27 protein-coding genes are annotated in these 23,776 nt (G+C 66.3%); 21 read left to right on the top strand and 6 right to left on the bottom strand.

Annotation, left to right across the window (positions count from 1 at the left end):
- Positions 1 to 171: 171 nt before the first annotated feature.
- The 4 genes from ACN9M2_RS00305 to ACN9M2_RS00320 all read left to right on the top strand — a co-directional run bounded on the left by ACN9M2_RS00305 (position 172) and on the right by ACN9M2_RS00320 (position 4,913).
- Positions 172 to 666 (top strand): (2Fe-2S)-binding protein, encoded by a 495-nt coding sequence (locus tag ACN9M2_RS00305; RefSeq protein WP_426286209.1) that lies wholly within the window; start codon positions 172 to 174, stop codon positions 664 to 666.
- On the top strand, positions 663 to 2,933 hold the full coding sequence (locus ACN9M2_RS00310; RefSeq protein ID WP_426286210.1) for a molybdopterin cofactor-binding domain-containing protein: 2,271 nt from the start codon (positions 663 to 665) through the stop codon (positions 2,931 to 2,933). Before ACN9M2_RS00305 ends, ACN9M2_RS00310 begins: the two co-directional genes overlap by 4 nt.
- Positions 2,930 to 4,234 carry a c-type cytochrome gene (locus ACN9M2_RS00315; RefSeq protein WP_426286211.1) on the top strand — a complete coding sequence of 435 codons (1,305 nt, stop codon included), beginning with the start codon at positions 2,930 to 2,932 and terminating at the stop codon, positions 4,232 to 4,234. The genes ACN9M2_RS00310 and ACN9M2_RS00315 overlap by 4 nt, the downstream gene beginning before the upstream one ends.
- A gap of 94 nt (positions 4,235 to 4,328) precedes the next feature.
- A complete protein-coding gene (locus ACN9M2_RS00320; RefSeq protein WP_426286212.1) occupies positions 4,329 to 4,913 on the top strand; it encodes a TetR/AcrR family transcriptional regulator in 585 nt (194 codons plus the stop codon).
- On the opposite strand, the gene ACN9M2_RS00325 is transcribed toward ACN9M2_RS00320, so the two are convergent.
- Together ACN9M2_RS00325 and ACN9M2_RS00330 are read right to left on the bottom strand one after the other, a co-directional pair.
- Positions 4,914 to 5,843 (bottom strand): patatin-like phospholipase family protein, encoded by a 930-nt coding sequence (locus ACN9M2_RS00325; RefSeq protein WP_426286213.1) that lies wholly within the window; start codon positions 5,841 to 5,843, stop codon positions 4,914 to 4,916.
- Between the two features lie 104 nt (positions 5,844 to 5,947).
- Positions 5,948 to 6,973: a class 1 fructose-bisphosphatase gene (locus ACN9M2_RS00330; RefSeq protein WP_426286214.1), complete on the bottom strand. Its 1,026-nt coding sequence runs from the start codon at positions 6,971 to 6,973 to the stop codon at positions 5,948 to 5,950.
- 132 nt (positions 6,974 to 7,105) lie between these two features.
- On the opposite strand from ACN9M2_RS00330, the gene ACN9M2_RS00335 reads away from it, so the two are divergent.
- From ACN9M2_RS00335 to ACN9M2_RS00365, 7 genes are all read left to right on the top strand, one after another.
- Positions 7,106 to 7,324 carry a hypothetical protein gene (locus ACN9M2_RS00335; protein WP_426286215.1) on the top strand — a complete coding sequence of 73 codons (219 nt, stop codon included), beginning with the start codon at positions 7,106 to 7,108 and terminating at the stop codon, positions 7,322 to 7,324.
- On the top strand, positions 7,321 to 7,959 hold the full coding sequence (locus tag ACN9M2_RS00340) for a glutathione S-transferase family protein (protein ID WP_426286217.1): 639 nt from the start codon (positions 7,321 to 7,323) through the stop codon (positions 7,957 to 7,959). Before ACN9M2_RS00335 ends, ACN9M2_RS00340 begins: the two co-directional genes overlap by 4 nt.
- A gap of 69 nt (positions 7,960 to 8,028) precedes the next feature.
- Positions 8,029 to 8,733 (top strand): helix-turn-helix transcriptional regulator, encoded by a 705-nt coding sequence (locus ACN9M2_RS00345; RefSeq protein WP_426286219.1) that lies wholly within the window; start codon positions 8,029 to 8,031, stop codon positions 8,731 to 8,733.
- Positions 8,734 to 9,374: 641 nt separating this feature from the next.
- Complete coding sequence (locus ACN9M2_RS00350; RefSeq protein ID WP_426286220.1) at positions 9,375 to 11,105, top strand: DUF885 domain-containing protein; 1,731 nt, start codon at positions 9,375 to 9,377, stop codon at positions 11,103 to 11,105.
- A 64-nt stretch (positions 11,106 to 11,169) separates the two neighbouring features.
- Positions 11,170 to 11,571 (top strand): MbcA/ParS/Xre antitoxin family protein, encoded by a 402-nt coding sequence (locus ACN9M2_RS00355; RefSeq protein WP_371023509.1) that lies wholly within the window; start codon positions 11,170 to 11,172, stop codon positions 11,569 to 11,571.
- Positions 11,568 to 12,269, top strand: a complete 702-nt coding sequence (locus ACN9M2_RS00360) for an RES family NAD+ phosphorylase (RefSeq protein WP_426286221.1) — start codon at positions 11,568 to 11,570, stop codon at positions 12,267 to 12,269. The genes ACN9M2_RS00355 and ACN9M2_RS00360 overlap by 4 nt, the downstream gene beginning before the upstream one ends.
- Before the next feature lie 18 nt (positions 12,270 to 12,287).
- A complete protein-coding gene (locus ACN9M2_RS00365) occupies positions 12,288 to 12,995 on the top strand; it encodes an SGNH/GDSL hydrolase family protein (protein ID WP_426286222.1) in 708 nt (235 codons plus the stop codon).
- Between the two features lie 379 nt (positions 12,996 to 13,374).
- Here ACN9M2_RS00365 and ACN9M2_RS00370 read toward each other — a convergent pair whose 3' ends face one another.
- Both ACN9M2_RS00370 and phhA read right to left on the bottom strand, forming a co-directional pair.
- On the bottom strand, positions 13,375 to 13,623 hold the full coding sequence (locus ACN9M2_RS00370) for a hypothetical protein (RefSeq protein WP_426286223.1): 249 nt from the start codon (positions 13,621 to 13,623) through the stop codon (positions 13,375 to 13,377).
- 69 nt (positions 13,624 to 13,692) lie between these two features.
- A complete protein-coding gene (gene phhA, locus ACN9M2_RS00375) occupies positions 13,693 to 14,580 on the bottom strand; it encodes a phenylalanine 4-monooxygenase (protein WP_426286224.1) in 888 nt (295 codons plus the stop codon).
- Between the two features lie 138 nt (positions 14,581 to 14,718).
- On the opposite strand from phhA, the gene ACN9M2_RS00380 reads away from it, so the two are divergent.
- The 10 genes from ACN9M2_RS00380 to ACN9M2_RS00425 all read left to right on the top strand — a co-directional run bounded on the left by ACN9M2_RS00380 (position 14,719) and on the right by ACN9M2_RS00425 (position 21,562).
- Positions 14,719 to 15,198 carry an Lrp/AsnC family transcriptional regulator gene (locus tag ACN9M2_RS00380; RefSeq protein ID WP_426286225.1) on the top strand — a complete coding sequence of 160 codons (480 nt, stop codon included), beginning with the start codon at positions 14,719 to 14,721 and terminating at the stop codon, positions 15,196 to 15,198.
- A gap of 83 nt (positions 15,199 to 15,281) precedes the next feature.
- Complete coding sequence (locus ACN9M2_RS00385) at positions 15,282 to 16,082, top strand: lysophospholipid acyltransferase family protein (RefSeq protein WP_426286226.1); 801 nt, start codon at positions 15,282 to 15,284, stop codon at positions 16,080 to 16,082.
- On the top strand, positions 16,079 to 17,080 hold the full coding sequence (locus ACN9M2_RS00390) for a YheT family hydrolase (RefSeq protein WP_426286227.1): 1,002 nt from the start codon (positions 16,079 to 16,081) through the stop codon (positions 17,078 to 17,080). The genes ACN9M2_RS00385 and ACN9M2_RS00390 overlap by 4 nt, the downstream gene beginning before the upstream one ends.
- Before the next feature lie 50 nt (positions 17,081 to 17,130).
- Positions 17,131 to 18,225 (top strand): PQQ-dependent sugar dehydrogenase, encoded by a 1,095-nt coding sequence (locus tag ACN9M2_RS00395; protein ID WP_426286228.1) that lies wholly within the window; start codon positions 17,131 to 17,133, stop codon positions 18,223 to 18,225.
- Positions 18,226 to 18,236: 11 nt separating this feature from the next.
- Positions 18,237 to 18,860, top strand: a complete 624-nt coding sequence (locus tag ACN9M2_RS00400) for a YbhB/YbcL family Raf kinase inhibitor-like protein (protein WP_426286229.1) — start codon at positions 18,237 to 18,239, stop codon at positions 18,858 to 18,860.
- Positions 18,861 to 18,973: 113 nt separating this feature from the next.
- Positions 18,974 to 19,132, top strand: a complete 159-nt coding sequence (locus ACN9M2_RS00405) for a DUF1328 domain-containing protein (protein ID WP_306848471.1) — start codon at positions 18,974 to 18,976, stop codon at positions 19,130 to 19,132.
- A gap of 58 nt (positions 19,133 to 19,190) precedes the next feature.
- Positions 19,191 to 19,580 (top strand): DUF883 family protein, encoded by a 390-nt coding sequence (locus ACN9M2_RS00410; RefSeq protein WP_426286230.1) that lies wholly within the window; start codon positions 19,191 to 19,193, stop codon positions 19,578 to 19,580.
- Between the two features lie 25 nt (positions 19,581 to 19,605).
- The gene (locus tag ACN9M2_RS00415) at positions 19,606 to 20,088 is read left to right on the top strand and encodes an ABC transporter ATP-binding protein (RefSeq protein WP_426286231.1); all 483 of its coding nucleotides are present in this window, start codon (positions 19,606 to 19,608) and stop codon (positions 20,086 to 20,088) included.
- Positions 20,085 to 20,402 (top strand): hypothetical protein, encoded by a 318-nt coding sequence (locus ACN9M2_RS00420; RefSeq protein WP_426286232.1) that lies wholly within the window; start codon positions 20,085 to 20,087, stop codon positions 20,400 to 20,402. Before ACN9M2_RS00415 ends, ACN9M2_RS00420 begins: the two co-directional genes overlap by 4 nt.
- On the top strand, positions 20,399 to 21,562 hold the full coding sequence (locus ACN9M2_RS00425) for an AI-2E family transporter (RefSeq protein ID WP_426286233.1): 1,164 nt from the start codon (positions 20,399 to 20,401) through the stop codon (positions 21,560 to 21,562). Before ACN9M2_RS00420 ends, ACN9M2_RS00425 begins: the two co-directional genes overlap by 4 nt.
- A 10-nt stretch (positions 21,563 to 21,572) precedes the next feature.
- Here ACN9M2_RS00425 and ACN9M2_RS00430 read toward each other — a convergent pair whose 3' ends face one another.
- Both ACN9M2_RS00430 and ACN9M2_RS00435 read right to left on the bottom strand, forming a co-directional pair.
- Positions 21,573 to 22,346 (bottom strand): SDR family NAD(P)-dependent oxidoreductase, encoded by a 774-nt coding sequence (locus tag ACN9M2_RS00430; protein ID WP_426286234.1) that lies wholly within the window; start codon positions 22,344 to 22,346, stop codon positions 21,573 to 21,575.
- Positions 22,343 to 23,776: an efflux transporter outer membrane subunit gene (locus ACN9M2_RS00435; protein ID WP_426286235.1), complete on the bottom strand. Its 1,434-nt coding sequence runs from the start codon at positions 23,774 to 23,776 to the stop codon at positions 22,343 to 22,345. Before ACN9M2_RS00435 ends, ACN9M2_RS00430 begins: the two co-directional genes overlap by 4 nt.

Consider the following 23,776-nt stretch of genomic DNA (forward strand, 5'->3'; position numbering starts at 1 on the left):
TCCCAGCAGAGCATCGGCTCCCGCTGAGGCACCGCATCCGCCACACGCGGCCATTTTCTTCAAATGCGCCGATTCCGGCAAAACCCCCGAGTGGGTTTTCGTCGTAAGCTGCGCTTTGTCATGCATCCCGCCAGCGGAGCCGTTTGGTCCGCCTAGCCCCAAGGAGCCGTCATGGTCACGTTGCGCGTCAATGGTGAGGATCGTCAGGCGGACGTGCCGCCGGATATGCCCCTGTTATGGGTCTTGCGCGACGTGGTCGGCCTGACCGGCACGAAGTTCGGCTGCGGCATCGCGCAGTGCGGCGCCTGCACGGTGCACCTGGACGGTCAGCCCGTACGCTCGTGCCAACTGCCGGTTTCGGCCGTGGGCGACCGGGCGATCACGACCATCGAAGGCATCGGCGCCACGCCCGAAGGCACCAAGGTGCAGCAGGCATGGCTGGCCGTCGACGTCGTCCAGTGCGGTTACTGCCAGTCGGGCCAGATCATGGCGGCGGCGGCCTTGCTGGCGCGCACGCCCAACCCGACCGATCGCGATATCGATGCCGCCATGTCCGGCAACATCTGCCGGTGTGGAACCTACGTGCGCATCCGCGAGGCGATCAAGCAGGCCGCGACAGGCCAGCCCAACGGCTTGCAGGTGGTCGTCGATGGAGGTGCCGCATGAGCGCGCACGATCGCACCGGCACGATCGACGAGGGGCGCCGCCAGGCGCTCCGGCTTGCTGGCGGCGGTCTCGCCGTCGCCTTCCTGTGGAGCGCGGGCATGGGTCCCGCCGTGGCGCAGATGAATCCGCGCCGCCAGCCTGGTGACGAAGCCGCGGCGGCAGCCGATGGCAACCCGCCATTCGCCCCCAATGCCTTCATCCGCATCGATGCCGACGGCGGCGTTCGCCTGGTCATGCCTTCGGCGGAAATGGGCCAGTCGATCTATACCGGTATCGCGATGATGCTGGCCGAGGAGCTCGGCGTAGGCCTCGACCAGATCAAGGTGGAGCACTCGCCGCCGAACGACGCGCTCTATGGCCAGGCGTTGCTCGGCGGCGGACAGATCACCGGCGGCTCGACCAGTACGCGTGGCCAGTGGCAGGCTCTGCGCGAGGCTGGCGCGGTGGCGCGCGAAATGCTCATCGCGGCGGCGGCCGCGCAGTGGCATGTCGATCCGGAAGGTTGTTCGGTGGCCCGTGGTGTCGTCACCCACGTTCCTTCCGGACGCACGCTGGGTTTCGGCGCCGTGGCCGAAGCGGCCGGACGGTTGCCCCAGCCCGCCAGCGTCAAGCTGAAGGAACGCAAGGATTTCACGCTGATCGGCAAGCCCTTGCGCCGTATCGATTCGCCGGACAAGGTCAACGGTGGTACGCAGTTCGGCATCGATGTGAAGGTGCCGGGCATGAAGTTCGCCGCGGTGAAGACCAGCCCCGAACTCGCAGGCACGCTGGGCGCCGTGGACGACAGCAAGGCCCGCGCCATCCCCGGCGTGATCGAGATCATCAAGCTCGACGATGCGGTGGCGGTGGTCGGCGAGCACTATTGGGCCGCCCAGCAGGGCTTGCAGGCCCTGGACATCGAGTGGAAGCCCGGCGTCAACGCGAAGCTGGACACCCAGACACTCGTCGCCGCGCTGCAGGAGACCTCGCGCAACGGCAAGGCGCTGGTCGGCCGCAAACCGAAAGGCGAAGCGCCCGCGGGCGGCAAGCGCGTGGAGGCGGCTTTCGTCTCGCCCATGCTCGCCCATGCGACGATGGAACCGTTGAACGCCACCGTGCATGTCACTCCCGGCCATTGCGAAGTGTGGACCGGCACCCAGGTGCCCACGCGCGTGGTGAAGGAAGCGGCACGCATCTGCGGTATTCCCGAGCAGGGCGTGGTGCTGCATAACCAGTATCTCGGCGGCGGCTTCGGCCGCCGCCTGGAAACCGACCAGGTCGAGCAGGCGGTCGCCTTCGCGAAGCAGGTGTCCTACCCACTGAAGGTGATCTGGAGCCGCGAGGAAGATATTCGCCACGATCGCGTGCGTCCGCTGTACTACGACCGCATTTCCGCCACGCTCGGCGACGATGGCAAGCCCACCTCGTGGCAACACCGCATCACCAGCGGCACGGTGCTGGGCCGCTGGTTGCCCGCCGCGATGGGCAAGGACGGCATGGACAGCGACGCGATCGAATCCGCCGCCGATCTTCCCTACGAGATGGACAACGCACTGGTCGAGTGGGCTTATCACGTCATGCCTCCCGGCCTGGTCGTGGGCTGGTGGCGCGGCGTTGGCCCCACGCACAACCTGTTCATCGTCGAGAGCTTCATCGACGAGCTGGCGCACACGGCGGGAAAGGACCCGCTCGAATACCGCCGGTCGCTGATGAAGCCCGGTTCGCGCGCCCTTGGCGTCTTGAACCTCGCCGCCGAGAAGATCGGCTGGGGTGGCCAGCCCTTGCCCGCGCGCGTCGGACGCGGGATCGCCGTGGGCTCTCCCTTCGGCAGCCATGTCTGCGCGATCGTGGAAGCGGAGGTGACCGCGCAAGGCCAGGTGCGGTTGCGTCGCGCGGTGGTGGCGGTGGACAACGGCATCACCATCAACCCGAGTTCGGTGCAGGCACAGATGCAGGGTGGCCTTCTGTTCGGACTGAGCGCGGCGCTCTACAGCGGCATCACCCTGAAGAACGGCGCCATCGAGCAGAGCAACTTCCACGATTACCGTAACCTCCGGATCAACGAGGTGCCGCAGATCGACGTGTACTCGGTCGAAAACGACGAAGCGCCGGGCGGCATCGGTGAAGTCGGCACGGCGATCGCCGCGCCGGCCCTCGCCAATGCGATCTTCGCCGCGACCGGCATTCGCCTGCGCGAACTGCCCGTGTCGCGCACCCAGTTGGCAGAGTCGCCAGACGCCTTGAAGAAGGTGGCCGGCGTCCTCGCCGGCAAGGAGGACGTGGCATGAAACGTTTCCTCATCGTCGTCCTGCTATTGATCGTTATCGGCGCCGGCGCCTATTTCGTGCTCAACCGCACGGACCATGACGATGGCACGGCACCGGCGATCGCCGGTGCGCCGGCCAACGCCGATCCCGTGGCGCGCGGCGAATACCTCGCCCGCGCCGCCGACTGCGTCGCATGCCATACCGTGCCGGAGACCGGAAAACCCTTTGCCGGCGGCGTCGCCTTCAAGTTGCCGTTCGGTACGATCTACTCGTCCAACATCACCGCCGACGAGGAAACCGGCATCGGCCGGTGGAGCGACGACGAGTTCGTGCGCGCGGTGCGCGAAGGCGTGCGCAAGGACGGCAAGCACCTTTATCCAGCCTTCCCGTACACCTCGTATACCCAGTTGAGCCGAGCCGATGTGCTGGCGATCAAGGCCTACCTCTTCACCCTGCCCAAGGTGCGCCAGCCGGAGACGCCGAACGATCTCGGCTTCCCGTTCAACCAGCGCTGGGCGATGGGTTTCTGGAACGCGGCTTTCTTCCGCAGCCAGCGCTTCGAGCCGGATGCCTCGCGTTCGCCGGAATGGAATTCCGGCGCCTACCTGGCCGGCGCGCTGGGCCATTGCGCCGAATGCCATACGCCACGCAACCTCGGCTACGGGCTGAACCATCGCGACGAATTGGCGGGTCAGGAGTTGCAGGGCTGGCGTGCATACAACATCACCTCGGACCCGGTGCATGGCGTCGGCAAGTGGAGCGACGAAGCCCTGGTCCAGTACCTGAGCACGGGCTACGCCGCGGGCCATGCCTCGGCAAACGGCCCGATGGGTGAGGCCGTGGCGCATAGCCTGCAGTTCCTCAAGCCGGAAGACACCGCGGCCCTCGTCGCATGGCTGCGCACCGTGCCGCCACGCGAAGGCAAGGACCCCATCGTGGTCGATCCGGCGCCCAAGGCCGTGGTCGCCTCAAGCGCCATGGCACCGGGCGGCGACGATCCGACCGCCGACGTGGACGGACAGCGCCTGTTCGAGGGTGCATGCGCGAGCTGCCATCAGTGGAACGGCGCGGGACAGCAGACACCGAACGCCGGCCTGGCCGGTACGCGCGGCGTCAACGATCCGCGCGGCGCGAATGTCACCCAGGCGATCCTGCAAGGGGTGAAGATGCGCGTCGGCCAGACCGACATCTACATGCCCGCCTTCGGCCACGCCTATAGCGATCCCGAGGTGGCGGCCCTGGCCAACTACGTGATCCGGCACTTCGGCGGCAAGGAAGGCACGGTGACGGCGAAGGACGTGGCGGATCGCAGGCAGCTGTGATCCGCCGGGAAGACTCCATGATGCTCGACATTTCAATGCGCAAGGATTCGCTACAATAGCTCCGGGCAGGGAGAATCCCTGGGGAGCGAGCAGCATGCGTTACGAAAAAGGCCATAAGGAACAGACCCGCCAGAAGATCGTCGAGGCGGCGTCGCAGCGTTTTCGCGCCGACGGCATCGACGCCGTCGGGGTGGTCAGTCTGATGGGTGAGGTCGGCCTTACCCAGGGCGGCTTCTACAACCACTTCGGCTCGAAGGAAGACCTCGTCCGCGAAAGCGTGGCGATGGCGGCGGCCAGCGCCGTCGAACGGCTGGGTGCCCGCGTGGCGGCATCGCGTGGCGAAAGCTACCGCGCGCTGGTCAACAGCTATTTGTCGACGGAACATCGCGACGCACCCGAGGCCGGTTGCGTCGCCGCCGCCTTGTCGGCGGAGATGGCACGGCGTCCCGTCGAAACGCGAGCGGCCTTCACCGACGGCTACACCGACATGGTCGAACTCATTGTCTCGACCCTTCCCGACAGCATCCGTGGCAAGCGTCGCCGCACCCTGGCCATGGCGGTGTTCGCCTCCCTGGTCGGCTCGCTGTCGCTGTCGCGCGCGGTGGCCGATCCGGCCCTTTCCGACGAGATCCTCTCGCTGGGCCGTCAATCCGCCCTGGCGCTGGTGGACGCCGGCTGATCAGTGCGTCGCCACCGCGACGGGTGGCTTGCCCATGGCGGCCGTCTTCTCGGCGATCTTCGCCTTGATCGCCGGGATGGCCGCCAGCGCGGCACGCTCCCCTTCGAGGATCGCGACGTTCTTCTGGTCGAAGTCGGTCGGGCCGATCTGGCCTACCTTCGGCCGGATCACGATGTCGGCCCGGGCGAGTTCCTGCTCGGCCAGCTTGCGTCCCATGATCGTGATCGACTGGCCGACGATGCCGACCATGCTGTCGGGATTGCTGCCGTCGGGCCGCGCCGAGATGTCCACGGCGATGACGATGTCGGCGCCAAGCTGGCGCGCCGCGTCCACGGGCACCGGGCTGACCACGCCACCATCGACGAAGTGCTTGCCGTTGATATCCACCGGCTCGAACACGCCGGGAATGCTGCTCGACGCGCGCACGGCCTGGCCCGCATTGCCACGGATGAAGACGGCGCGCGAGCCGTTCTCCAGTTCCGTGGCCACGGCGGCGAACGGTATGTGCAGCTTCTCGATCGGCGTCTGCTTGAGCAGTTCGTTCACGTAGTCCTGCAGCTTCTGGCCCTGGACGAGGCCGCCCGAGAAGAAGCGCACGTCGCGGATCTTGCCCTCGTCGAGCGCGAAAGCCTGTTCCTGTAGCTGGAAACCATCCATGCCGCTCGCGTACAGCACGCCGACCACGCTGCCCGCGCTGGTGCCGGAGACGGCATCGGGATGGATTCCGCTGGCTTCCAGCATCTTGATGACGCCGATGTGTGCGAAGCCCTTGGCCGCGCCACCACCCAGGGCGAGCCCGATACGCGGCTTCGCCGCCAGCACGGGCAGGACGGTGTCGGGGCGGGTGTCCGGCTTGCTGCCGCTGAAACAACCGGCGAGCAGGGCGGCGAAAACCAGCGGAAGCCAATGGCGGGCGCGGCGGAAGGGCATGGAAGGGACCGGGAGGATGGCTGGCGGATCATCGGGCATGCGCGCGGCGGCGGCATGACCGGATCATGGCGGAAGCCGGGCGGCGTGGCCGCCCGGCGGGAACGTCAACCGCGGGTCTGGTCGGCCTCGAGGTGGTAGCGGGTCGCCACCTCGATCTCGTTACGCGAACCGAGGAAAACCGGAACCCGCTGGTGCAGGGCGCCGGGCTGGATATCCATGATGCGTTCGCGGCCGGTGGTGGCGGCACCGCCGGCCTGCTCCACGATGAATGCCATCGGGTTGGCCTCGTACATCAGGCGCAGCTTGCCGGTGCCGCCCTTGGCCGTGATCTTTGCATCGAGCGGATAGATGAAGACGCCACCGCGAGTGATGATGCGATGCACGTCGGCCACCATCGAGGCGACCCAGCGCATGTTGAAGTCGCGTCCGCGCGGGCCGTTGGAACCGGCCAGCAACTCGCCGATGTAGCGCTGCATGGGGGCTTCCCAATGACGCTGGTTCGACATGTTCACGGCGAACTCGCCCGTCTCCGAGGGAATGGTGATGTCGCGGCGGGTGAGCACGAAGCTGCCGTGCTCGCGGTCGAGGGTGAACTCATGCACTCCGTGGCCGAAGGTCAGCACCAGCAGGGTGCTCGGGCCGTAGACGACATAGCCCGCCGCCACCTGCTCGGTGCCGGGCTGGAGGAAATCCTCCACCTTCGGCTCGGTGACGCCGTCCGGGCAGCGCAGGACGGAGAAGATGGTGCCCACCGAGACGTTGACGTCGATATTGGACGAGCCATCGAGCGGGTCGAACAGGAGCAGGTGGTTGCCCTTGGGGTAGGCGTCGGGGATCGGCTGCGGATCTTCCATTTCCTCCGAGGCGCAAGCGGCCAGGTGGCCGCCCCAGGCGTTGGCCTCGAGCAGGATCTCATTGGAGATCACGTCGAGTTTCTTCTGCGCCTCGCCCTGTACGTTGTCCGAGCCGGCGTTGCCCAGCACCCCGCCCAGCGCACCCTTGCCGGTGGCGACGGAGATGCGCTTGCAGGCGCGGGCCACCACCTCGATGAGCAAGCTGAGCTGGGCGTTGATATGCCCCGCGCGCTTCTCTTCGATCAGGAACTGGATCAGGGAAATGGGTTTCGTCATCGGAAGGAGCCCTGGCGCGAAAACCCGCATTGTCCGGGTGGCGGGTGAATGGCGCCAGAGGGACTGCTGACAGCACGTTGTCAGCAGCCCCCGCGCAGACTCTCCTTCACACCAACGGGAAGGGGTAGTCGCATGAATCGGTTCCTCGAACGGCTCGCCGACCTTTACGCGCCACTGGGGCGCCGCGGCATGCTGATGGATGGCCAGTACCGCTTCGCTCCGGACAACGACAACGGCCCGGGTTCGGCCGAGGCGGCCAGCCGTCGGCGCCGCGACGGCGCCCACCCGCTTGCTCGCCCTCCGCATCGCCCATCCATTTCATCGCAGACAGACAAGGGAATCACCGCATGAACGCCAACAGGATCAAGTTTCACCACGCACCGAACAGCCGCTCGGGCAGCACGCTGATGTTGCTGGAGGAACTGGGTGCGCAGTACGACATGCATGTGATGGACCTCACCCAGGGCGAGCAGCGCCGGCCGGAGTACCTGAAGATCAATCCCATGGGCAAGGTTCCGGCCATCGAGCACCTGGACGGCCTGGTCACCGAGCGGCCGGCGATCTTCACCTACCTCGCCGACCTCTACCCGGAAGCGGACCTGGCGCCGGGGCTGCGCGATCCCCTGCGCGGACCGTACCTCCGCTGGCTGGCGTTCTACGGTTCGTGTTTCGAACCGGCGGTGATGGACCGCTTCATGAAGCACGAGCCCGCGCCAGTCTCGACCTGTCCCTATGGCGACTTCGACACGGTGATGGACACCATCGAGGCACAGCTCACGCCGGGGCCCTGGCTGTTCGGCGAGCGCTTCACCGCGGCGGACATCCTCTGGGCCAGTGCGCTGGACTGGACGATGAAGTTCGGCATCGTGCCGCGCCGGGATGTCTTCGAGCAGTACGTGGCGAGGCTGATGGTGCGTCCGGCCATTGTCCGCGCCGTGACTCAGGACGCGGCGCTGGCTCGCGCCCAGACCCTGGCCGCGGCCTGAGCCGGCGAATATGCGCGGCCGTGACCATCGCCGCTTCCCGCGCCGTGCGCGGGAGGCGATGATTCGGGCATGCGCCGCGCCGACCGCCTGTTCCTCATCATCAACGCCCTGCGCGGGCGGCGCACCGCGCTGCCCGCCCGGCAGCTGGCCAGTACCCTCGAGGTCTCGCTGCGTACGGTCTACCGTGACGTCGCCGACCTCCAACTCTCCGGCGTGCCCATCGAAGGCGAGGCCGGCGTGGGCTACATCCTGCGCAAGGGCTCGGACATCCCACCGCTGATGTTCTCCGCCGACGAACTCGAGGCACTGGTCGCCGGAACCCGCTTCGTCCGGGCCTTCGCCGGGGAGCGGTTGGCGCGGGAGGCACAGGCCGCCCTGATCAAGATCGAGGCGGTGTTGCCGCCCGACCTGCGCGAGAAATCCGCGCAATCCAAGATCTTCGCGCCCATCTGGCGCGACCCTTTCCAGAACCACGTCGCGGCGATGCTGGACCGCCTGCACGCGGCCGTGCTGGCGCGCCGGGTGCTTTGCCTCGACTACCGCGATGCCGAAGGGCGTGGCACCACGCGCGAGGTGGAGCCGTTGTGCCTGTCCTTCTGGGGTGGCGCGTGGACCCTCGGTACCTGGTGCCGCCATCGCCAGGCGTTTCGCAATTTCCGTCCCGACCGCATCGCCGACTGCCGCGACGCGGGCGAGACCTTCGCCGATCTTCCCGGTCGCAACCTCGATGCCTATCTCGACACCATGCGCGGGCATTACGCGGGACTTGAGTAAAGGTTCTTCGAGTATGTTTGGGACGGCTCTCTGCGCACTGAGGTGTCGTGCGGCACAAGCAGCACCCGCCATTCGGGTGGTCGTCGCTCTGGTGGGAGCCGACTCTGTCGGCGATGGGTGCTTGCCTCAACCGGGCCCGCTGCCGCGGGATCGCCGACAGAGTCGGCTCCCACCAGGGTGCAGTGATCCAACAGGGGGCGGTGCTTTGTGGTGTGTCGCGGTGCGTGTGGCGGTGCGCAGTGTGCGCTGTGCGCTGTCCGGCGTGCGACAACCTTCGCTCTTTCCCCTCAACCCACCACAGTCGTGACTGAGCTGCCGGGCGTCCCCCTCGGTGCGCCATGAGGCACCGAGGACGGCCGGGCGGAAAAGGCCCGAAGGGGATCGGCCTGGACGGCCGATCGTTTTCGCTGAGGCAGGAGCCGAATCGAAAACCCCCGCCCGACCGTCCGAGCCCGCCGGGGCGCAAGCCATCGGACACGGCCGCGCAGCGGCTTTCCTTCCCCAAGGGCCGGCGCCGCCTGGCGCACCGAGGGGGACGCCCGGCAGCTCCCCCGCCACGCACACAACGAACGCGAGGGCGAAGCCGAGCCTGAATAAAGCCGTGCGATGATCGGGGTTTTCCCCGCACTCACGGAGCCCGCATGTCCCCCTGGATCCGAGCCATCGCCTTCGCCGGACTGTTCGCCGGTACCGCCCATGCCGCTCCGCCGGCCGATGACGCGTTCAAGGCCATCTACACCAGGGAATGGACATGGCGTAACGGCCAGGCGGGCATCCTCACCTCGGGCGAGGCGCAGCCGGGCGATGGACGGCTCGACACGGTGGATGCGGCGAGCCAGGCCAAACGGCTCGCCTACTGGAACGATGTGCTTGCGCAACTGGATCGTATCGATCCGAAGTCACTGAGCGGGACCGTCCGCGTCGACTACGCCGTCTACCGCGAGCAGATCGGCAACCTCGCCGCCGCGCAGCGCTTCGCGCAATGGCAGATGCCATTCAACAGCGACTCCGCCTTCTGGTCCGACATCTCCTATGTGCTGCACGGCGACGACCTGCGCACGCGCGACGACTACCGTCACTACATCGAGCGCCTGCGCCAGATTCCCGCGTACATGGACCAGGAAATCGCGAACATGCGCCTGGGCCTGGCGCGGGGCTTCACCGTGCCGCGCGAGGTGCTCGGTGGCCGCGATGTCTCGATCGCCGCGGTGGCGGAACTGAAGAGTCCCGAAGACAGCGCGCTATACAAGCCTTTCAAGGCGATGCCGAAGAACCTCCCGACGGCCGATGCCGAGGCTTTGCGCAAGGACGCGCGCCAAGCGATCGCCGAAGGCGTGATCCCGGCCTACGGACGCCTGCTGACCTTCTTCCGCAACGAGTACGTGCCCAGGGCGCGGCCGACGCTGGCCGCCGAGTCGTTGCCCGATGGCAAGGCCTATTACCGCCAGCAGATCCACGAATACACCACGCTCGACCTGTCCCCCGACGAGATCCACGCGATCGGCCTGCGCGAAGTCGCCCGGCTCCACGCGGACATGCTGGAGACGATGAAGGAGACCGGTTTCAAGGGTGATTTCCCGGCCTTCCTCACCTTCCTCCGCACCGACCCGCGGTTCTATGCGAAGACGCCGGACGAACTGCTGATGCGTACGGCGTGGGTCGCCAAGCAGGTCGATGCGAAGCTGGGCAAGTACTTCGGCTTGCTGCCGCGCCAGCGCTTCGCCATCGAACCGGTGCCCGCCGACATCGCGCCTTACTACACCTCCGGTCGTGGGGGTGCGGACGTCTATCTGGTGAACACGTACGACCTGCCGTCGCGGCCGCTGTTCAACATGCCCGCGCTCACGTTGCACGAATCCATGCCCGGCCATGCCCTGCAACTGGCGCTTTCGGCGGAGCAGCAGGGCCTGCCGCCGTTTCGCCGCGATGGATACATCTCCGCCTATGGCGAAGGCTGGGCGCTGTATTCGGAGTACCTGGGCGAGGAGATGGGCATCTACCACACGCCCTATGAGCACTTCGGCTATCTCACCTACCAGATGTGGCGTGCCTGCCGCCTGGTGGTGGACACCGGTATCCACCACCTGGGCTGGACACGCCAGCAGGCGATCGATTACCTCACGCAGAACACGGCACTGAGCGACCGCGAGATCGCCAACGAGGTGGACCGGTATATCAGCTGGCCGGGGCAGGCCCTGTCGTACGAGCTGGGCTACCTGAAGATCCGCGAGTTGCGCGAGCGCGCCGAGAAGCAGCTGGGCGAGAAATTCGACCTGCGCGCCTTTCATGACACCGTGCTGGCGCTGGGCTCCGTGCCGTTGCCGGTGCTCGAACAGCACGTGGACGCCTGGATCGCCTCGAAGAAATCGTGAGCCCTTACTCCATTTTCTCCATAAGTGGAGTACACTGCATCACAACTCCATAGGTAAAGCCACGATGCAACCAGCCATCCACGCCGAACCGATCCACGCCGGAGACCTTGGCGGTCCCGCCCTCCGCGCCTTCTTCGCCCTGGCGGAGCGTTGGAAACTGCGCGCCGCCGAGCAGCGGACCCTGCTCGGCGAGCCGCCGGAATCCACCTATTTCAAATGGAAGAAGCAGCAGGACGGCGCGCTCTCGCGCGACGTGATCGAGCGGATCAGCTACCTGCTCGGCATCTGGAAAGACCTGCAGATCCTCTTCCCCGATCCGGCCCAGGCCGACGCCTGGGTCCGCAAGCCGAACGACGCGCCGCTCTTCGGCGGCCATTCGGCCCTGGAGCGGATGCTCTCCGGCAACGTCGCCGACCTCTACGTCGTCCGCCAATACCTGGACGCCCAACGCGGCTGGAACGGATGAGCCCCGCGCCACCGCTCCGCCGGGTCCGCTGGAGCCAGGCCTACCGGATCGTGCCCAGCCGGTTCCCGCCCGTGGGCCTGTTCGATCGCATCGCCGAGCCGAAGGACATCGACGCGGTCATGGCCATCGAATCGATGACCAATCCACGCCTGCGCGAGGAGATGGGCGCGCTCCGGCTGACCCCGCCGGAACGCCGCGTCTCCGGCCCCGGCACTTCGCCGATCATGGCTGCCTTCACCCATATCCCGCCCGAAGGCAGCCGCTTCAGCGACGGGCATTGGGGCGTGTTCTACGCCGCGCACAGCGTGCCGACGGCGATCGAGGAAACCGTCTTCCACCGCGAGGCCTTCCTCGCCGCCACGCACGAGCCACCCACCGACGTGCAGGTGCGCTGCTACAAGACCGCCATCTCGGGCCGCTTCCATGACATTCGCGGTGGCTGGCCCGCCGAGCACGATCCCGATTCCTACGCGGCCAGCGTGAAGCTGGCACGGACGCTGCGCGGACAGGGCTCCAATGGCATCGTCTACGACAGCGCGCGCCATGCCGGTGGCGAATGCGTCGCGGTGTTCTATCCCGACCTCGTCGCTCCCTGCGTGCAGGCAGAACACTTCATCTACCGCTGGAACGGCAGCCGGATCGAAGCGGTGCTCAAGGTCACGCCCGTCGAGCGGCAGGGTTTACCCCAGCGTCCGTAAGGGGTTACGGTGCATGGGATGAAACGCCTGACGCTCCTCCTCACCCTGCTTGCCCTTTCCTTCGCCGCCCACGCCAAGGGCCCGGACCACAGCCAGTGGGAACACGACATCCAGGCTTTCGAGGCCGCGGACCGGAGCAGTCCGCCACCGGCGAACGCCGTGTTGTTCGTCGGCAGTTCCTCGATCCGCCTGTGGGCGAGCCTGGCGGCCGACTTCCCGGAGTATCGCCTCATCAACCGGGGTTTCGGTGGTTCCGATCTCGACGATGCCACCGCCTTCGCCGATCGCATCGTCAAGCCGTACCACCCGGTGGCGATCGTGATCTATGCCGGGGACAACGACCTGCAGAATGGCGACACGCCGGACCAGGTCCGCGATGACTTCGCCGCTTTCGTGGCCAAGGTACGCCAGGAACAGCCGGAGGTACCGATCGCTTTCATCTCGATCAAGCCCAGCGTGGCCCGCATGAACCTGCTGTCGAACATCGAAAGGGCGAACGCGCTGATCCGTGACTGGTCGATGGCGCAGAAGGGTGTCGCCTTCCTCGACGTGGCACCGGCGATGCTGGACACGAACGGACAACCGAAGCAGGAACTCTTCGTCGGCGATGGCCTGCATATGAATCCGAAAGGTTATGCGCTGTGGGTCGCGCAGGTGCGTCCATGGTTGGCGGAACACGCTGCCGCGGCCGAAGTTAAACGGGACCCAAACGCAGCCATGAAGTGATACGGGAACTTCACGGCTCCGCCCTTATCTAAGTATTCGATCGCCGAGAGGCGACCTGTTGGCAACAGGCGCGATTGATTCGCCAGTTGTCCCGGGTCCCGCTATTTCCCCTGATAGCCTGGACCCGACGCGACCCCGGCAGCTCCTCCCCTGGCTGCCGGGGTTTTATTTTGTCTGATTTTTGGTTTTTACCCCGGCAGGTGGGAGCCGATCCTGTCGGCGATGGGTGCTTGCCTCAACTGGCCCGCTGCCGCGGGATCGCCGACAAGGTCGGTTCCCACCAAAGCATGGCCCACCAAAGCATGGCCCCACCAAAGAAAGAGGGCGGGCCAGCCTTTCGGCCAACCCGCCCTTCGTGGATACGGTCAGTGCTTCTGGGTCAGACGTGATGTACCCGTGTCGCATAGGGACGAATCGACGTATCGAACGCCCGCCACACGCCGTCGTTACCTTCGATGTTCAGCACGATGTCCGATGCCGCGTTGGCAGCCTCGATACGGCGTGCCTCCTCCAGGGCGCATTCGAGCGCGTCATCGCGTGAGCAGAATTCCCCGTACTCGAACTCGTTTTTCTGCAGCAACCAAAGACCGGGACCGACGGACTCGAACGGAATGTCGAAGACGACCACGATGGACCCACCCTGTTCAATGGAGTTGGGGCCATCGTAGAGGCACGTTCGTTAGGCCATCGTTGAGTTTCAGTTGTCTGCGCCGGAAACGAAGCCTTCCCGCGTACCGCGCTGATACACCTTGTCCGTCGCCAGCACGTCTCCCGCCGCCACGGGCGTTCCGCCCGCGAGCCTGGTGTAGATCGGGGTGAAGTCCGGCCGGGTGGCATCGAACAACTGCTTGAAGTCGTCGATCACGAAGTAGGTCTGCTGGTAGGTATCGATCTTGTACCGGGTATTCATGACCCGCTCCAGGTCGAACCCGATCCGGTTCGGCGCCGGCGAATCGATCGAATAGATGGACTCGCCCTTCGAACTGACGATGCCCGCGCCGTAGATGCGCAGCCCCGCGTCGGTCCGGATCAGGCCGAACTCCACCGTGTACCAGTAGAGGCGCGTGAGGTTCATCAACGCGTCCGGGCCGATGGCGTGGGCCTTCATGCCGCCCTTTCCATAGGCCTGCATGTAATCGGCGAACACCGGGTTGAGCAGGAGCGGCACGTGGCCGAACAGGTCGTGGAAAAGGTCCGGCTCCGCCAGGTAGTCCAACTGGTCGGGCTTGCGGATCCACCAGCTCACCGGGAAACGGCGGTTGGCGAGATGGTCGAAGAAGACCTCGTCCGGCAATAACCCTTCCACCCCGACCACTTCCCAGCCGGTGGCCTTGCCGAGCACCTTGTTCAGGTCGTCGAAGCGGGGAATGCCGCCATCGCCCAGGCCGAAGCGGTCGACACCGTCGAGGAACTCCTGGCAGGCATAGGCCGGCAGCAACTCGCGCTGGCGGCGGTACAGGGTGTCCCACACTTCGTGGTCGACCTTGGAATAGCTCGCCCACGGCTGCTCCACGGTGCCGGTCGCATAGACGGGCACGTATCCGCGGTCGGTCTGCTGGTGTTCGACGCGACGGGGTGTGTCCATGGCGGGCCTCCTTGGGGCTGTGTGTGGTTGTGAAGCAAGAGCATAGCGAGAAGAGCGCGCAATAGGCTTGCCTTGTTGCGTGAAAGCACAGAATATGTGCAATGATCCTCTGAAAAGAAGCCACAAGGCGGAAGAATCGTGCAGACCAGCCTGGACCGTACGGACCTCCGCATCCTCGCCACGCTGCAAGCGAACGGCAGGATCAGTAACGCCGAGCTCGCCACCGAGGTGAACCTTTCCCCGTCGGCCTGCCTGCGCCGCGTGCAGAAGCTGGAGGCCGATGGCGTCATCGCCGGCTACGGCGCCCGGCTGGAGCCACGTTCGCTGGGCCTGGGCTTGCAGGCCTTCGTCCGCGTACAGCTGAGCCGGCACGAGTCCGAGGCCATCGACTCCTTCACCGAGCGGGTGGCCGAATGGGACGAGGTAGTGTCCTGCTACGCGTTGACCGGCGACATGGATTACCTGCTCCAGGTATACGTGGCCGACCTGGACGGATTTTCCCGGTTCCTGCTCGATCGCCTGTTGAACGCGGCGGGCGTGGCGGACGTCAACACCAGCTTCGTCCTGCGCACGGTGAAGGCTTCCACGGCCCTTCCCCTGGGGAATGTCCGCACTTAGCGCGGCGCAAACCCAGGTGCCTTAACAATAAAGACAACTTCCCCTAGCGGCAGCGACCGCCCATCGTTAATCTTGTGCGCTCGATGGAAGCCGCCTCCGCCAACCCGACCTCACGCGACCGACTGCGTCCGCTGCGCTATGTGTGGCGAGTGCCGTTGCTGGTGCTCCACGTCCTGTTCGGCATCGTCATCTGCGCGCTGATCCTGAGTTGGGCAGGCGGGGTGATGAAGAACGGGCGCGAGCCACTGGCCCACCGAACCATCCGCATGTGGTCGACCCTGCTGTTGCGCGTGTTCGGGTTCCGCAGCCGTCGCTTCGGCCAGCCCTTGCCCGACCCGGTGCTGTTCGTGGCCAACCATACGTCGTGGCTGGACATCGAGTTGCTCCATTCGCAGCGCGCCGCCTGTTTCGTCGCCAAGGCGGAGATCGCCAGCTGGCCTCTGGTCGGCTGGATGGCCGCGCGCGGCGGTACCATCTTCCACCGCCGGGGCAATAATCACTCGTTGGCCTCGGTCATGGCCTCGATGGTGGAGCGCCTGCGCGAAGGGCGTTCCGTGGCGGTGTTCCCCGAGGGTGGTACGGGCCACAATGGCGTGTTGCGCGTGTTCCATGCGCGCATCTTCCAGGCCGCCCTCGATGCCGGCGTGCCGGTGCAGCCGGTGGCCCTGCGTTTCGCCCGTCGCGGCAAACGGCTGATCGATGCCGGGTTCCGCGAAGGCGAAAGCTTCATGGGCAATTTCCTGCGCTTGCTGGGCGAGCCGCCGCTCGACGTGGAAGTGCATTTCCTCGAGCCGGTTCCGGTCTCGGCCGACGGACGTCGCCGCATGGCGGAGGCCTCGCGCGAACGCATCGCGCAGGCCCTGGATACCGATACCCCGGCATGAGCCTGCCGCAGGGCTCCGACTTCCTGCCGCCGTGGCCGCTGCGCAGCGGCCACATCCAGACCATGCTTTCGTCCAGCGGCATTCGCCGCCGCCTGCTGCCGAGACGGGCGCACCAGGTGCAGGAGAACGCGCAGGAGGTGCTGATCGATGTCGGCCGCGGGGATCGATTGAGCGGCCGTTTCACCGCCCAGCGCACGGGTCGCGAGTCGCGTGGCCTGGCTATCCTGTTCCATGGCTGGGAGGGCAGCGTCGATTCCACGTACGTATTGCAGACGGGCAGCCGCCTGCTCGAGGAAGGCTGGGATGTCTTCCGCCTGAATTTCCGCGACCATGGCGACAGCCACGGCCTCAACGAGGCCCTTTTCCATTCCTGCCGCATCGACGAGGTGGTGACCGCCCTCGGCGAGATCGTCAGGATGTTCCCGGCGAAGGCCGTGGGCGTGGCCGGGTTTTCCCTGGGCGGCAACTTCGCGCTGCGCGCCGGCATGCTGGCGCCCACGCAAGGCGTCTTGCTGGACTATGTGCTGGCGGTCTGTCCGATCATCGATCCCAGCGAAGGCCTGTTCTCCCTGGAGAGCGAGGCACCCTGGTTCTACCAGGCCTATTTCATGCGCAAGTGGCGCCGCTCGTTGCAACTCAAGCAGCAGGCATTTCCGCATGCGACATACTTCGAACTCGAGGAATTGCGCCAGAACATGCGCGATCTCACCCGTTCGCTCGTGCTGCGGCACACCGACTTCGGTTCGCTCGAGGCCTACCTCGACGGTTATTCCGTGGCCGGCGAGCGGCTGATGGACCTGCACCTGCCGGCAACCATCCTCACTTCCCGCGACGATCCCGTGATTCCGGTCGGCGCGTTCGACCAGTTGCGCGTGCCACCGAACATCGAGTTGGACATCGCGACCTATGGCGGCCATTGCGGCTTCATTCGCGATTTCAGCATGACCAGCTTCACCGACGACTACATCGCAGCCCGTTTCGACGCCATCGCCCGTTGAACCTTCCACGCCTGGACAGGGACAGACGGGCCCCCACCGGGAATCCGTTCATGCGTAGCGCCCTTGTCCTCGGCCTGGCCCTTCTCGCCGCCCCGGCCCTTGCCGCCACTCCTCCCCTGGAGTCGTTGAAGTTACCTCCCGGTTTCCAGGTCGCGGTCTGGACCGACCAGGTGCCGGACGCACGCGAGATGGCCCTCGGGGCGAAGAACACGGTCTTCGTGGGATCGCGCGACGCGGGCAGGGTGTTCGCCGTGACCTACGCCGCCGACGGCAAGGTGGACAAGGTGCGCACCGTCGCCAGTGGCTTGCAGCTTCCGGTGGGCGTGGCCTTCCATGGCGGCGATCTCTACGTGTCCGCGATCAGCCGGATCTACGTGCTCCGCGATATCGAGAACCACCTCGATGCGCCGCCGAAGCCCGAACTGGTTACCGACAAGCTGCATACCGAGACGGCGCATGGTTGGAAATTCATCGCCTTCGGCCCGGATAACAAGCTGTACGTGCCGGTCGGCGCACCCTGCAACATCTGCGATCGCGGTGACGAAGGCTTCGCCCAGCTGTTACGCATGAATCCCGACGGCAGCGGTATCGAGACCGTGGCGCGTGGCATTCGCAATACGGTGGGCTTCGATTGGCGCCCCACGGACAAGTCATTGTGGTTCACCGACAACGGTCGCGACATGCTCGGCGACGACATGCCCAGCGACGAACTCAACCATGTGACCAAGCCCGGCGAGCACTTCGGTTATCCCTACTGCCACCAGGGCGACACGCTCGATCCCGAATTCGGCAAGGGCAGGAACTGCAAGGACTTCACGCCACCCGTGCTTAAGCTGGGCGCCCACGTGGCGGCACTCGGCATGCGCTTCTACAACGGAAAACAATTTCCCGCCGCCTACCATGGCGCCCTCATCGTCGCCGAGCACGGCTCGTGGAACCGCACCACGAAATCCGGTTACCGGGTCATGAGCGTGCGCCTCAATGGCAACAAGGTGGTCAGCTACGAGCCGCTCGTCGAAGGGTTCCTCGTCGACGAGAAAGTGTCCGGCCGTCCCGCCGACGTACAACCGCTCCCCGATGGCAGCCTGCTGATCAGCGACGACGACAACGGTGCCATCTATCGCGTGACCTATAAGAAGCAATAAGGAGTCCCCCAATGCGCCTCAACAGCGACAGCATCCAGAACGGCAAGCCCATTCCCGCGAACTTCGCCTTCATGGAGGCCGGCGATCCGATCAAGCCCGCCGGCAATGTCACGCCGCACCTGGCCTGGACCGAGGTCCCCGCCAGCGCGCGCTCGTTCGCCATCGCCGTCATCGATACCGACGTGCCCTCCAAGCCGGACGACGTGAACGTCGAAGGCCGTGAAGTGCGCCGCGACCTGCCACGCGTGGAATTCGTGCACTGGCTGATGGCCAACATTCCCCTGGAATGCCGCGAGCTGGGCGAAGGTGCCTGCGGCGAAGGCATCGTGCCCCGTGGAAAGAAAGATCCGGTGGGCCCGCCCGGCTCGGTGCAGGGCCTCAACGACTACACGGCCTGGTTCAAGGGCGACCGCGACATGGAGGGCCACTACCATGGCTACGATGGCCCGTGCCCGCCGTGGAACGACACCATCCCCCACCATTACCACTTCCACATTTATGCTCTGGACGTCGAGAGCGTACCGCTGGAAACCGGCTTTTCACTGGCCGAGTTTCGCGACGTGATCAAAGGCCACGTGGTGGACGAGGCGAAGATCACCGGTACCTATTCGCTGAACCCGAAGGTCAAGGCGTGAGGGCGAGGTGAAGGGCACTGGCTGAATGCCTATTGAGCGAGGCCTGCGGGCTTCACGCGGCATGCGCGGCGCGCGGGACTAAATGGTCTCGCGCTACCCACGGAGAAACCACCATGTTGCACTACGCCCTCGTTTTCCTCGTCATCGCGATCATCGCGGCCGTGTTCGGCTTCGGTGGCATCGCGGGCACGGCGGCCGGCATCGCGAAGATCCTCTTCGTGATCTTCCTGATCCTGGCGATCATCTCCTTCTTCCGCGGCCGTAACGTATAGACCACGGCGTCACCCTTTTTGCCGTACCTTGTTCGATCCCAGTCCCGGAGACCGTCAAATGAACAAACCTGCCGACCCCGTAGCCAACGCCGCGACCGCCGCCGCGAATACCGTTTCGGCCGCCGAGCGCATCGATGCACGCGCCGAGCGAGTGAAGCAGGCCACCTCCGAGGTCGTCGACCGGACCAAGGAAGTGGTCGACCGCGCCGCCGACAAGGTGGAGAACACGCTGCACAATGCGACCGACAAGGCCGCCCACGGCGCCACGCGCGCGGCTGAAAAGGCAGAGGAAGCGAAGCTGCGCGGCAAGGAAGCCTATGGCGAGGCCGTGGAGACCGCAAACGACTGGCTGGACACGGCTCGCGACTATGTCCGCGAGAAACCCGTGCAGTCCATCGCGCTGGCCCTGGCCGCGGGTTGGCTGGCCGGTCGCATCCTGCGCAACTGATCCTTTCCTCCCAGGGGCGCGACATATGCTGGAAGACGGTCCCTCGGGGCAAGACGACGCGGACGGAACGACGCCGGAGGATGCGGCAGCCGGTCCCGGGCTGGCCATGCCCGCCTGGGTCGGGGATGTCCGCCGCCTGGGCGCCGGGCTGAAGAAGCTCTTCGCCGCGCAGTTGAAGCTGCTCGGCGCGGAGATCGGCCTGGCCCGGAGCGGCATCGTCATGATGCTCTTCATGGGGCTGGCCGCGATCGTCTTCGCGGTGGCGTTGGGGTTCACCCTGCTGGCATTGGCCGGCTGGGGACTGGCCCAGTGGTTCGGTTCCTGGGCGTGGGCATTGACCGTGCTGGCGGCCTTGCAACTCGTGCTGCTGGTCGGCGCTATCCTCCTCTTCCGCCGTGGCATGCACTGGCTTACGCTGCCCGCCACGCGCGCAGAACTCTCCACGCTGGCAAGGGAAGCCGCGAAGCAGGGCAAGGCGGAAAGCGAGCAGGCGGGAGAACAGGCATGAGCATTTTCAGCAGCATGGCGAAAGTCACCGCCGCCCGGGCCCGGGTCGCGGCGGCACGCCGGGAAACCGTCGAACCGGCCGCGGCCTTGATCGCGCGTGGCTATGAGCATCCCCTCACGGTGCTTGGCATGGCCGCCGGCTCCGGTTTCCTGCTCAGCAAGGTCAGGCTCAATCCGCTCGCGGTGCCCGGCGTCACAGGTGTCGTGGCGGCGGGTAGCGCCGACCTCATCGGCAAGATCGTTTCCATCGCCGCCGGAAGTTTCCTCGGCGAGATGGCCGGCGATGTCGCGGACGCGGCCGAAGAGGCACCGTGAGCGACTTTCCCAGTCCACTGCCCACGCCGGTCCCTTCGACGGCGGCACCGGGCGCGGCCGTTTCCACGATCGCCGTGCCGTCACGCCGGAAGCCCGGCAGCGGCCGAAGCAGCCGGCGGATGTCGCGCAACCTCCGCGCGATCCGCATTTCGCTGACCTGCCTCGTCCTGCTCGCGGTGATCTACACGGTGGCCATCGGCAAGTCGTTGCTGGTACCGCTCGTGCTCGCGGGATTCATCGGCCTCGCGCTCAATCCCATCGTCGCCGCCGCCGCGAATCTACGCATACCGCGCTGGTTGTCCGCAGTGACGGTGATGGTGCTGCTCGGCTTCGGTCTCGTATCGGCCGTGACGACGCTTTCGGAGCCCGCGCTCAACTGGTTCCACCAGGCACCGACGGCGATGCGCGCCTTCGCGCCGAAGATCAAGCCGCTGACCCAGCAGATCGAGGCCGCCAGCCGGGCGACGCAGAATCTCGTGGGTGGCACGGTGGTGCGCAACGCGCCGCAGAGCCCCAACAGCTTCGCCTTCACGGCATGGGACATCCTCGCGGGTGCGCCGAAGGTATTAGCGAGCGTGCTGACGGTCGCCTTGCTGGTGTTCTTCTTCCTCGTCTACGGCGACGAGATCCTGCGGCGCGCGGTCGAGATATCGCCCACCTTCGCCTATAAGCGACACACCGTAAGCATCGTGCGCAGCATCCAGGTGGAGGTGTCGAGCTACCTCCTGCTCACGGCGGCGATCAATGTCACGCTCGGCCTCGTCACCGCGGGCATGCTCTACCTCTATGGCGTGCCCGATCCGCTGTTATGGGGCACCGTGGCCACGATCGCCAACTTCATTCCGTACGTCGGCGCCATCACCACCACGACCGTGCTCGCCATCGTCGGCGCGTTGCACTTCCAGGAGCTTGGCCCCGCCTTGCTTCCAGCCGCCACGTTCGCGGGCATCACGGCGGTCGAAGGCAACATGATCACGCCGATGCTGCAGGGGCGTCGCTCGCGGTTGAGTCCGGTGGCGATCCTGCTCTGGCTGCTGGTGTGGGGCTGGCTCTGGGGCGTGCCCGGCGCACTGCTGGCCGTGCCGATGCTTACTTGCGTGAAGCTGATCACCGCGAAGCTGCGTGGCTGGCAGTGGTTCGCGCATATCATCTCGCGCTGAGTTCGCCCACCTACCAGCCGATCTTCACCCGGTCGCGAAAAAACTCGCCCGTCGCCGCTTCCCGTTCCGGCAGCAAGGCTGCCCATACGATGCCCTCGGCGCTTTCCGCTGCCGGTCGGCCGCCGCTGCCACCGAGCGCGGTGGCGGTCCAGCCGGGACAGACGGCGTTGACGAGGATGCCGCTGCCGGCGACTTCGCGGGCGGTGACCTGCGTATACGCGTTGAGTGCCGCCTTCGAGATGCGATACGCCGGGGCTTTGTCGCTACACATGGCGTGCACGGCGCATTCGCTCGACACGTTGACGATACGGCCGTATCCGTGCCGGTGCATCAGCGGCAGCGCCGCCGCGGTGAGGCACCAGGCACCGAGCAGGTTCACTTCCAGCGCGCCACGGATGGCATCGAGATCGGGCACCGACGTGCGAGCATCCGGATCGTAATAGCCGCCCGCGTTGTTGATCAGGATATCGAGCCGGCCGAAGCGTCCGTCGATGTGGGCGATCGCATGCTCGATGTCGCCCTGGCGGGTGACATCGAGCTTGATCGCATAGGCGTCGCCGCCGAGTTCACGGATGGCGCGGGAGGTCTTTTCGCCCTTACCGGGTTCTCGCATGCCCATGAATACCGTGACCCCGAGCGAGGCGAGCTGGCGCGATACCTCCAGCCCGATGCCGCGATTGGCGCCACTCACCAGTGCGACGCGCTGGGTGAGTGGCGGCTCGACGGCCATCGCGCTGCTGCGCTTCGCCTGCACGGGCAGGCGATGAACCTTGGCGGCACTCATGGCACCTTCGCAACCTCGCTGCACGCGTTGTCGCCACATGCCTGCCAACCACCGCCGAGCGCCTTGTACAACTGCACGGCGCGGGTATTGATGGCGGCCTCGGCCTCGGCCAGCTGGTCTTCCGCGGAAAGCTGGGTACGTTCGGCATCGAGCAGTTCGAGATAGTCGGTGCGGCCGGCGTCGTAACGGATCTTCGCCAGGTCGGCCGCGCGGCGGCTTTCCGTCGCCTGCACCACCAGCTTCTCGACGCGCTCACGCTGCTGGTTGAAGCCGACCAGCGAATTGTCGACATCCTCCAGCGCCGCCAGGACGGTGCGCTCGTAATTGGCGCGTGCCTCATCGGCGCGCGCCTCCGCCCCCTTCACGCCCGACCGCACGCGTTGCACGTTCAGGCCCGACCACGAGATGCTCGGAGCGAGCGACCACGCGCGCGAATCCGCGCCACCGAAATCGTTGCTGCGGCCGGCGAGAAAGCCGATGAATCCGCCCAGGGTGATGTGCGGGAAGTAGTCGGCCTTGGCCACGCCGATGCGGGCGTTAGCGGCAGCGAGCTCGCGCTCGGCGATGCGGATGTCCGGACGCCGTTGCAACACCTCGTCGGCACCGCCGATGGCGAGGCTGACGTCGATGGGCTTGAAGGTCGCCGGCGAGAGGTCGATGTCGAGTTCGCCCGGGCGCGCACCGAGCAGTACCGCGATGCGGAACTGGTCGGCGCTGGCCTGGGTCTGGAGCACGGGCAACTGCGCTTCCACCGAGGCAAGCCGCGCCTTCGCGCTGGCAAGGTCCTGCTCGGCCCCGGTGCCAAGCTCGACACGCGCGGCGATCACCTTCAGCGAATCCTGCTGGTTGGCGATGTCCCGCCTGGCCACGTCGATGCGCAGCTGCGTGCCGCGCAGGTCGAAGTAGTTGCGCGCCACTTCGGCGAACAACGTGACCTGCGCATCCTGCAGCGATGCCTCGCCGGCGGCGGCGTCGGCGCGCGCGGCCTCGACCGACCGGCGGATACCGCCGAACAGGTCGAGTTCCCACGAGGCATCGAAGCCTGCCTGGTAAGCGGTGACGGTCTGGCGCTGGTCGCTGAAGCCTGGCTGCTGCTCGCGACTGCGCTGGTACGACACACCGGTTTCGATGTCGGGGATCTGCTGCGATTTCGCCGAGCCGAGCGCGGCACGCGCCTGGTTGAGGCGCGCCACCGCGATCTTCAGGTCCGGCGAGCCCTGCGCCGCGCGGACGATCAGCGCGTCGAGGGTCGGGTCGCCGAATTGCTTCCACCAGCGTGCCTGGACATCGCCGTTGTTCTGGTGCGTCGCATCGACGCCCTGCAAGGTCACCGGGGCTTCCTTGGGTGCGTGGTAGTCCGGGCCCACGCTCGCGCAACCGGCGAGGACGAGGGCCGCGAACAACGCGGTACTGCGAAGAACGATTTTCAT

This window comes from Luteibacter sp. E-22, assembly GCF_049913125.1.
In the GTDB taxonomy this organism is placed as follows: domain Bacteria; phylum Pseudomonadota; class Gammaproteobacteria; order Xanthomonadales; family Rhodanobacteraceae; genus Luteibacter.

Excerpts from the sequence above, each read along its gene's own strand:
- ACN9M2_RS00400 (WP_426286229.1), top strand. The coding sequence starts at position 18,237 with ATGCGCCTCAACAGCGACAGCATCCAGAACGGCAAGCCCATTCCCGCG.
- ACN9M2_RS00420 (WP_426286232.1), top strand. The coding sequence starts at position 20,085 with ATGAGCATTTTCAGCAGCATGGCGAAAGTCACCGCCGCCCGGGCCCGG.
- ACN9M2_RS00435 (WP_426286235.1), bottom strand. The coding sequence starts at position 23,776 with ATGAAAATCGTTCTTCGCAGTACCGCGTTGTTCGCGGCCCTCGTCCTC.
- ACN9M2_RS00310 (WP_426286210.1), top strand. The coding sequence starts at position 663 with ATGAGCGCGCACGATCGCACCGGCACGATCGACGAGGGGCGCCGCCAG.
- ACN9M2_RS00330 (WP_426286214.1), bottom strand. The coding sequence starts at position 6,973 with ATGACGAAACCCATTTCCCTGATCCAGTTCCTGATCGAAGAGAAGCGC.
- ACN9M2_RS00325 (WP_426286213.1), bottom strand. The coding sequence starts at position 5,843 with ATGCCCTTCCGCCGCGCCCGCCATTGGCTTCCGCTGGTTTTCGCCGCC.
- ACN9M2_RS00360 (WP_426286221.1), top strand. The coding sequence starts at position 11,568 with ATGAGCCCCGCGCCACCGCTCCGCCGGGTCCGCTGGAGCCAGGCCTAC.
- ACN9M2_RS00365 (WP_426286222.1), top strand. The coding sequence starts at position 12,288 with ATGAAACGCCTGACGCTCCTCCTCACCCTGCTTGCCCTTTCCTTCGCC.
- ACN9M2_RS00355 (WP_371023509.1), top strand. The coding sequence starts at position 11,170 with ATGCAACCAGCCATCCACGCCGAACCGATCCACGCCGGAGACCTTGGC.
- ACN9M2_RS00415 (WP_426286231.1), top strand. The coding sequence starts at position 19,606 with ATGCTGGAAGACGGTCCCTCGGGGCAAGACGACGCGGACGGAACGACG.
- ACN9M2_RS00320 (WP_426286212.1), top strand. The coding sequence starts at position 4,329 with ATGCGTTACGAAAAAGGCCATAAGGAACAGACCCGCCAGAAGATCGTC.
- ACN9M2_RS00335 (WP_426286215.1), top strand. The coding sequence starts at position 7,106 with ATGAATCGGTTCCTCGAACGGCTCGCCGACCTTTACGCGCCACTGGGG.
- ACN9M2_RS00395 (WP_426286228.1), top strand. The coding sequence starts at position 17,131 with ATGCGTAGCGCCCTTGTCCTCGGCCTGGCCCTTCTCGCCGCCCCGGCC.
- ACN9M2_RS00430 (WP_426286234.1), bottom strand. The coding sequence starts at position 22,346 with ATGAGTGCCGCCAAGGTTCATCGCCTGCCCGTGCAGGCGAAGCGCAGC.
- ACN9M2_RS00305 (WP_426286209.1), top strand. The coding sequence starts at position 172 with ATGGTCACGTTGCGCGTCAATGGTGAGGATCGTCAGGCGGACGTGCCG.
- ACN9M2_RS00410 (WP_426286230.1), top strand. The coding sequence starts at position 19,191 with ATGAACAAACCTGCCGACCCCGTAGCCAACGCCGCGACCGCCGCCGCG.
- phhA (WP_426286224.1), bottom strand. The coding sequence starts at position 14,580 with ATGGACACACCCCGTCGCGTCGAACACCAGCAGACCGACCGCGGATAC.
- ACN9M2_RS00345 (WP_426286219.1), top strand. The coding sequence starts at position 8,029 with ATGCGCCGCGCCGACCGCCTGTTCCTCATCATCAACGCCCTGCGCGGG.
- ACN9M2_RS00405 (WP_306848471.1), top strand. The coding sequence starts at position 18,974 with ATGTTGCACTACGCCCTCGTTTTCCTCGTCATCGCGATCATCGCGGCC.
- ACN9M2_RS00340 (WP_426286217.1), top strand. The coding sequence starts at position 7,321 with ATGAACGCCAACAGGATCAAGTTTCACCACGCACCGAACAGCCGCTCG.
- ACN9M2_RS00315 (WP_426286211.1), top strand. The coding sequence starts at position 2,930 with ATGAAACGTTTCCTCATCGTCGTCCTGCTATTGATCGTTATCGGCGCC.
- ACN9M2_RS00390 (WP_426286227.1), top strand. The coding sequence starts at position 16,079 with ATGAGCCTGCCGCAGGGCTCCGACTTCCTGCCGCCGTGGCCGCTGCGC.
- ACN9M2_RS00350 (WP_426286220.1), top strand. The coding sequence starts at position 9,375 with ATGTCCCCCTGGATCCGAGCCATCGCCTTCGCCGGACTGTTCGCCGGT.
- ACN9M2_RS00385 (WP_426286226.1), top strand. The coding sequence starts at position 15,282 with ATGGAAGCCGCCTCCGCCAACCCGACCTCACGCGACCGACTGCGTCCG.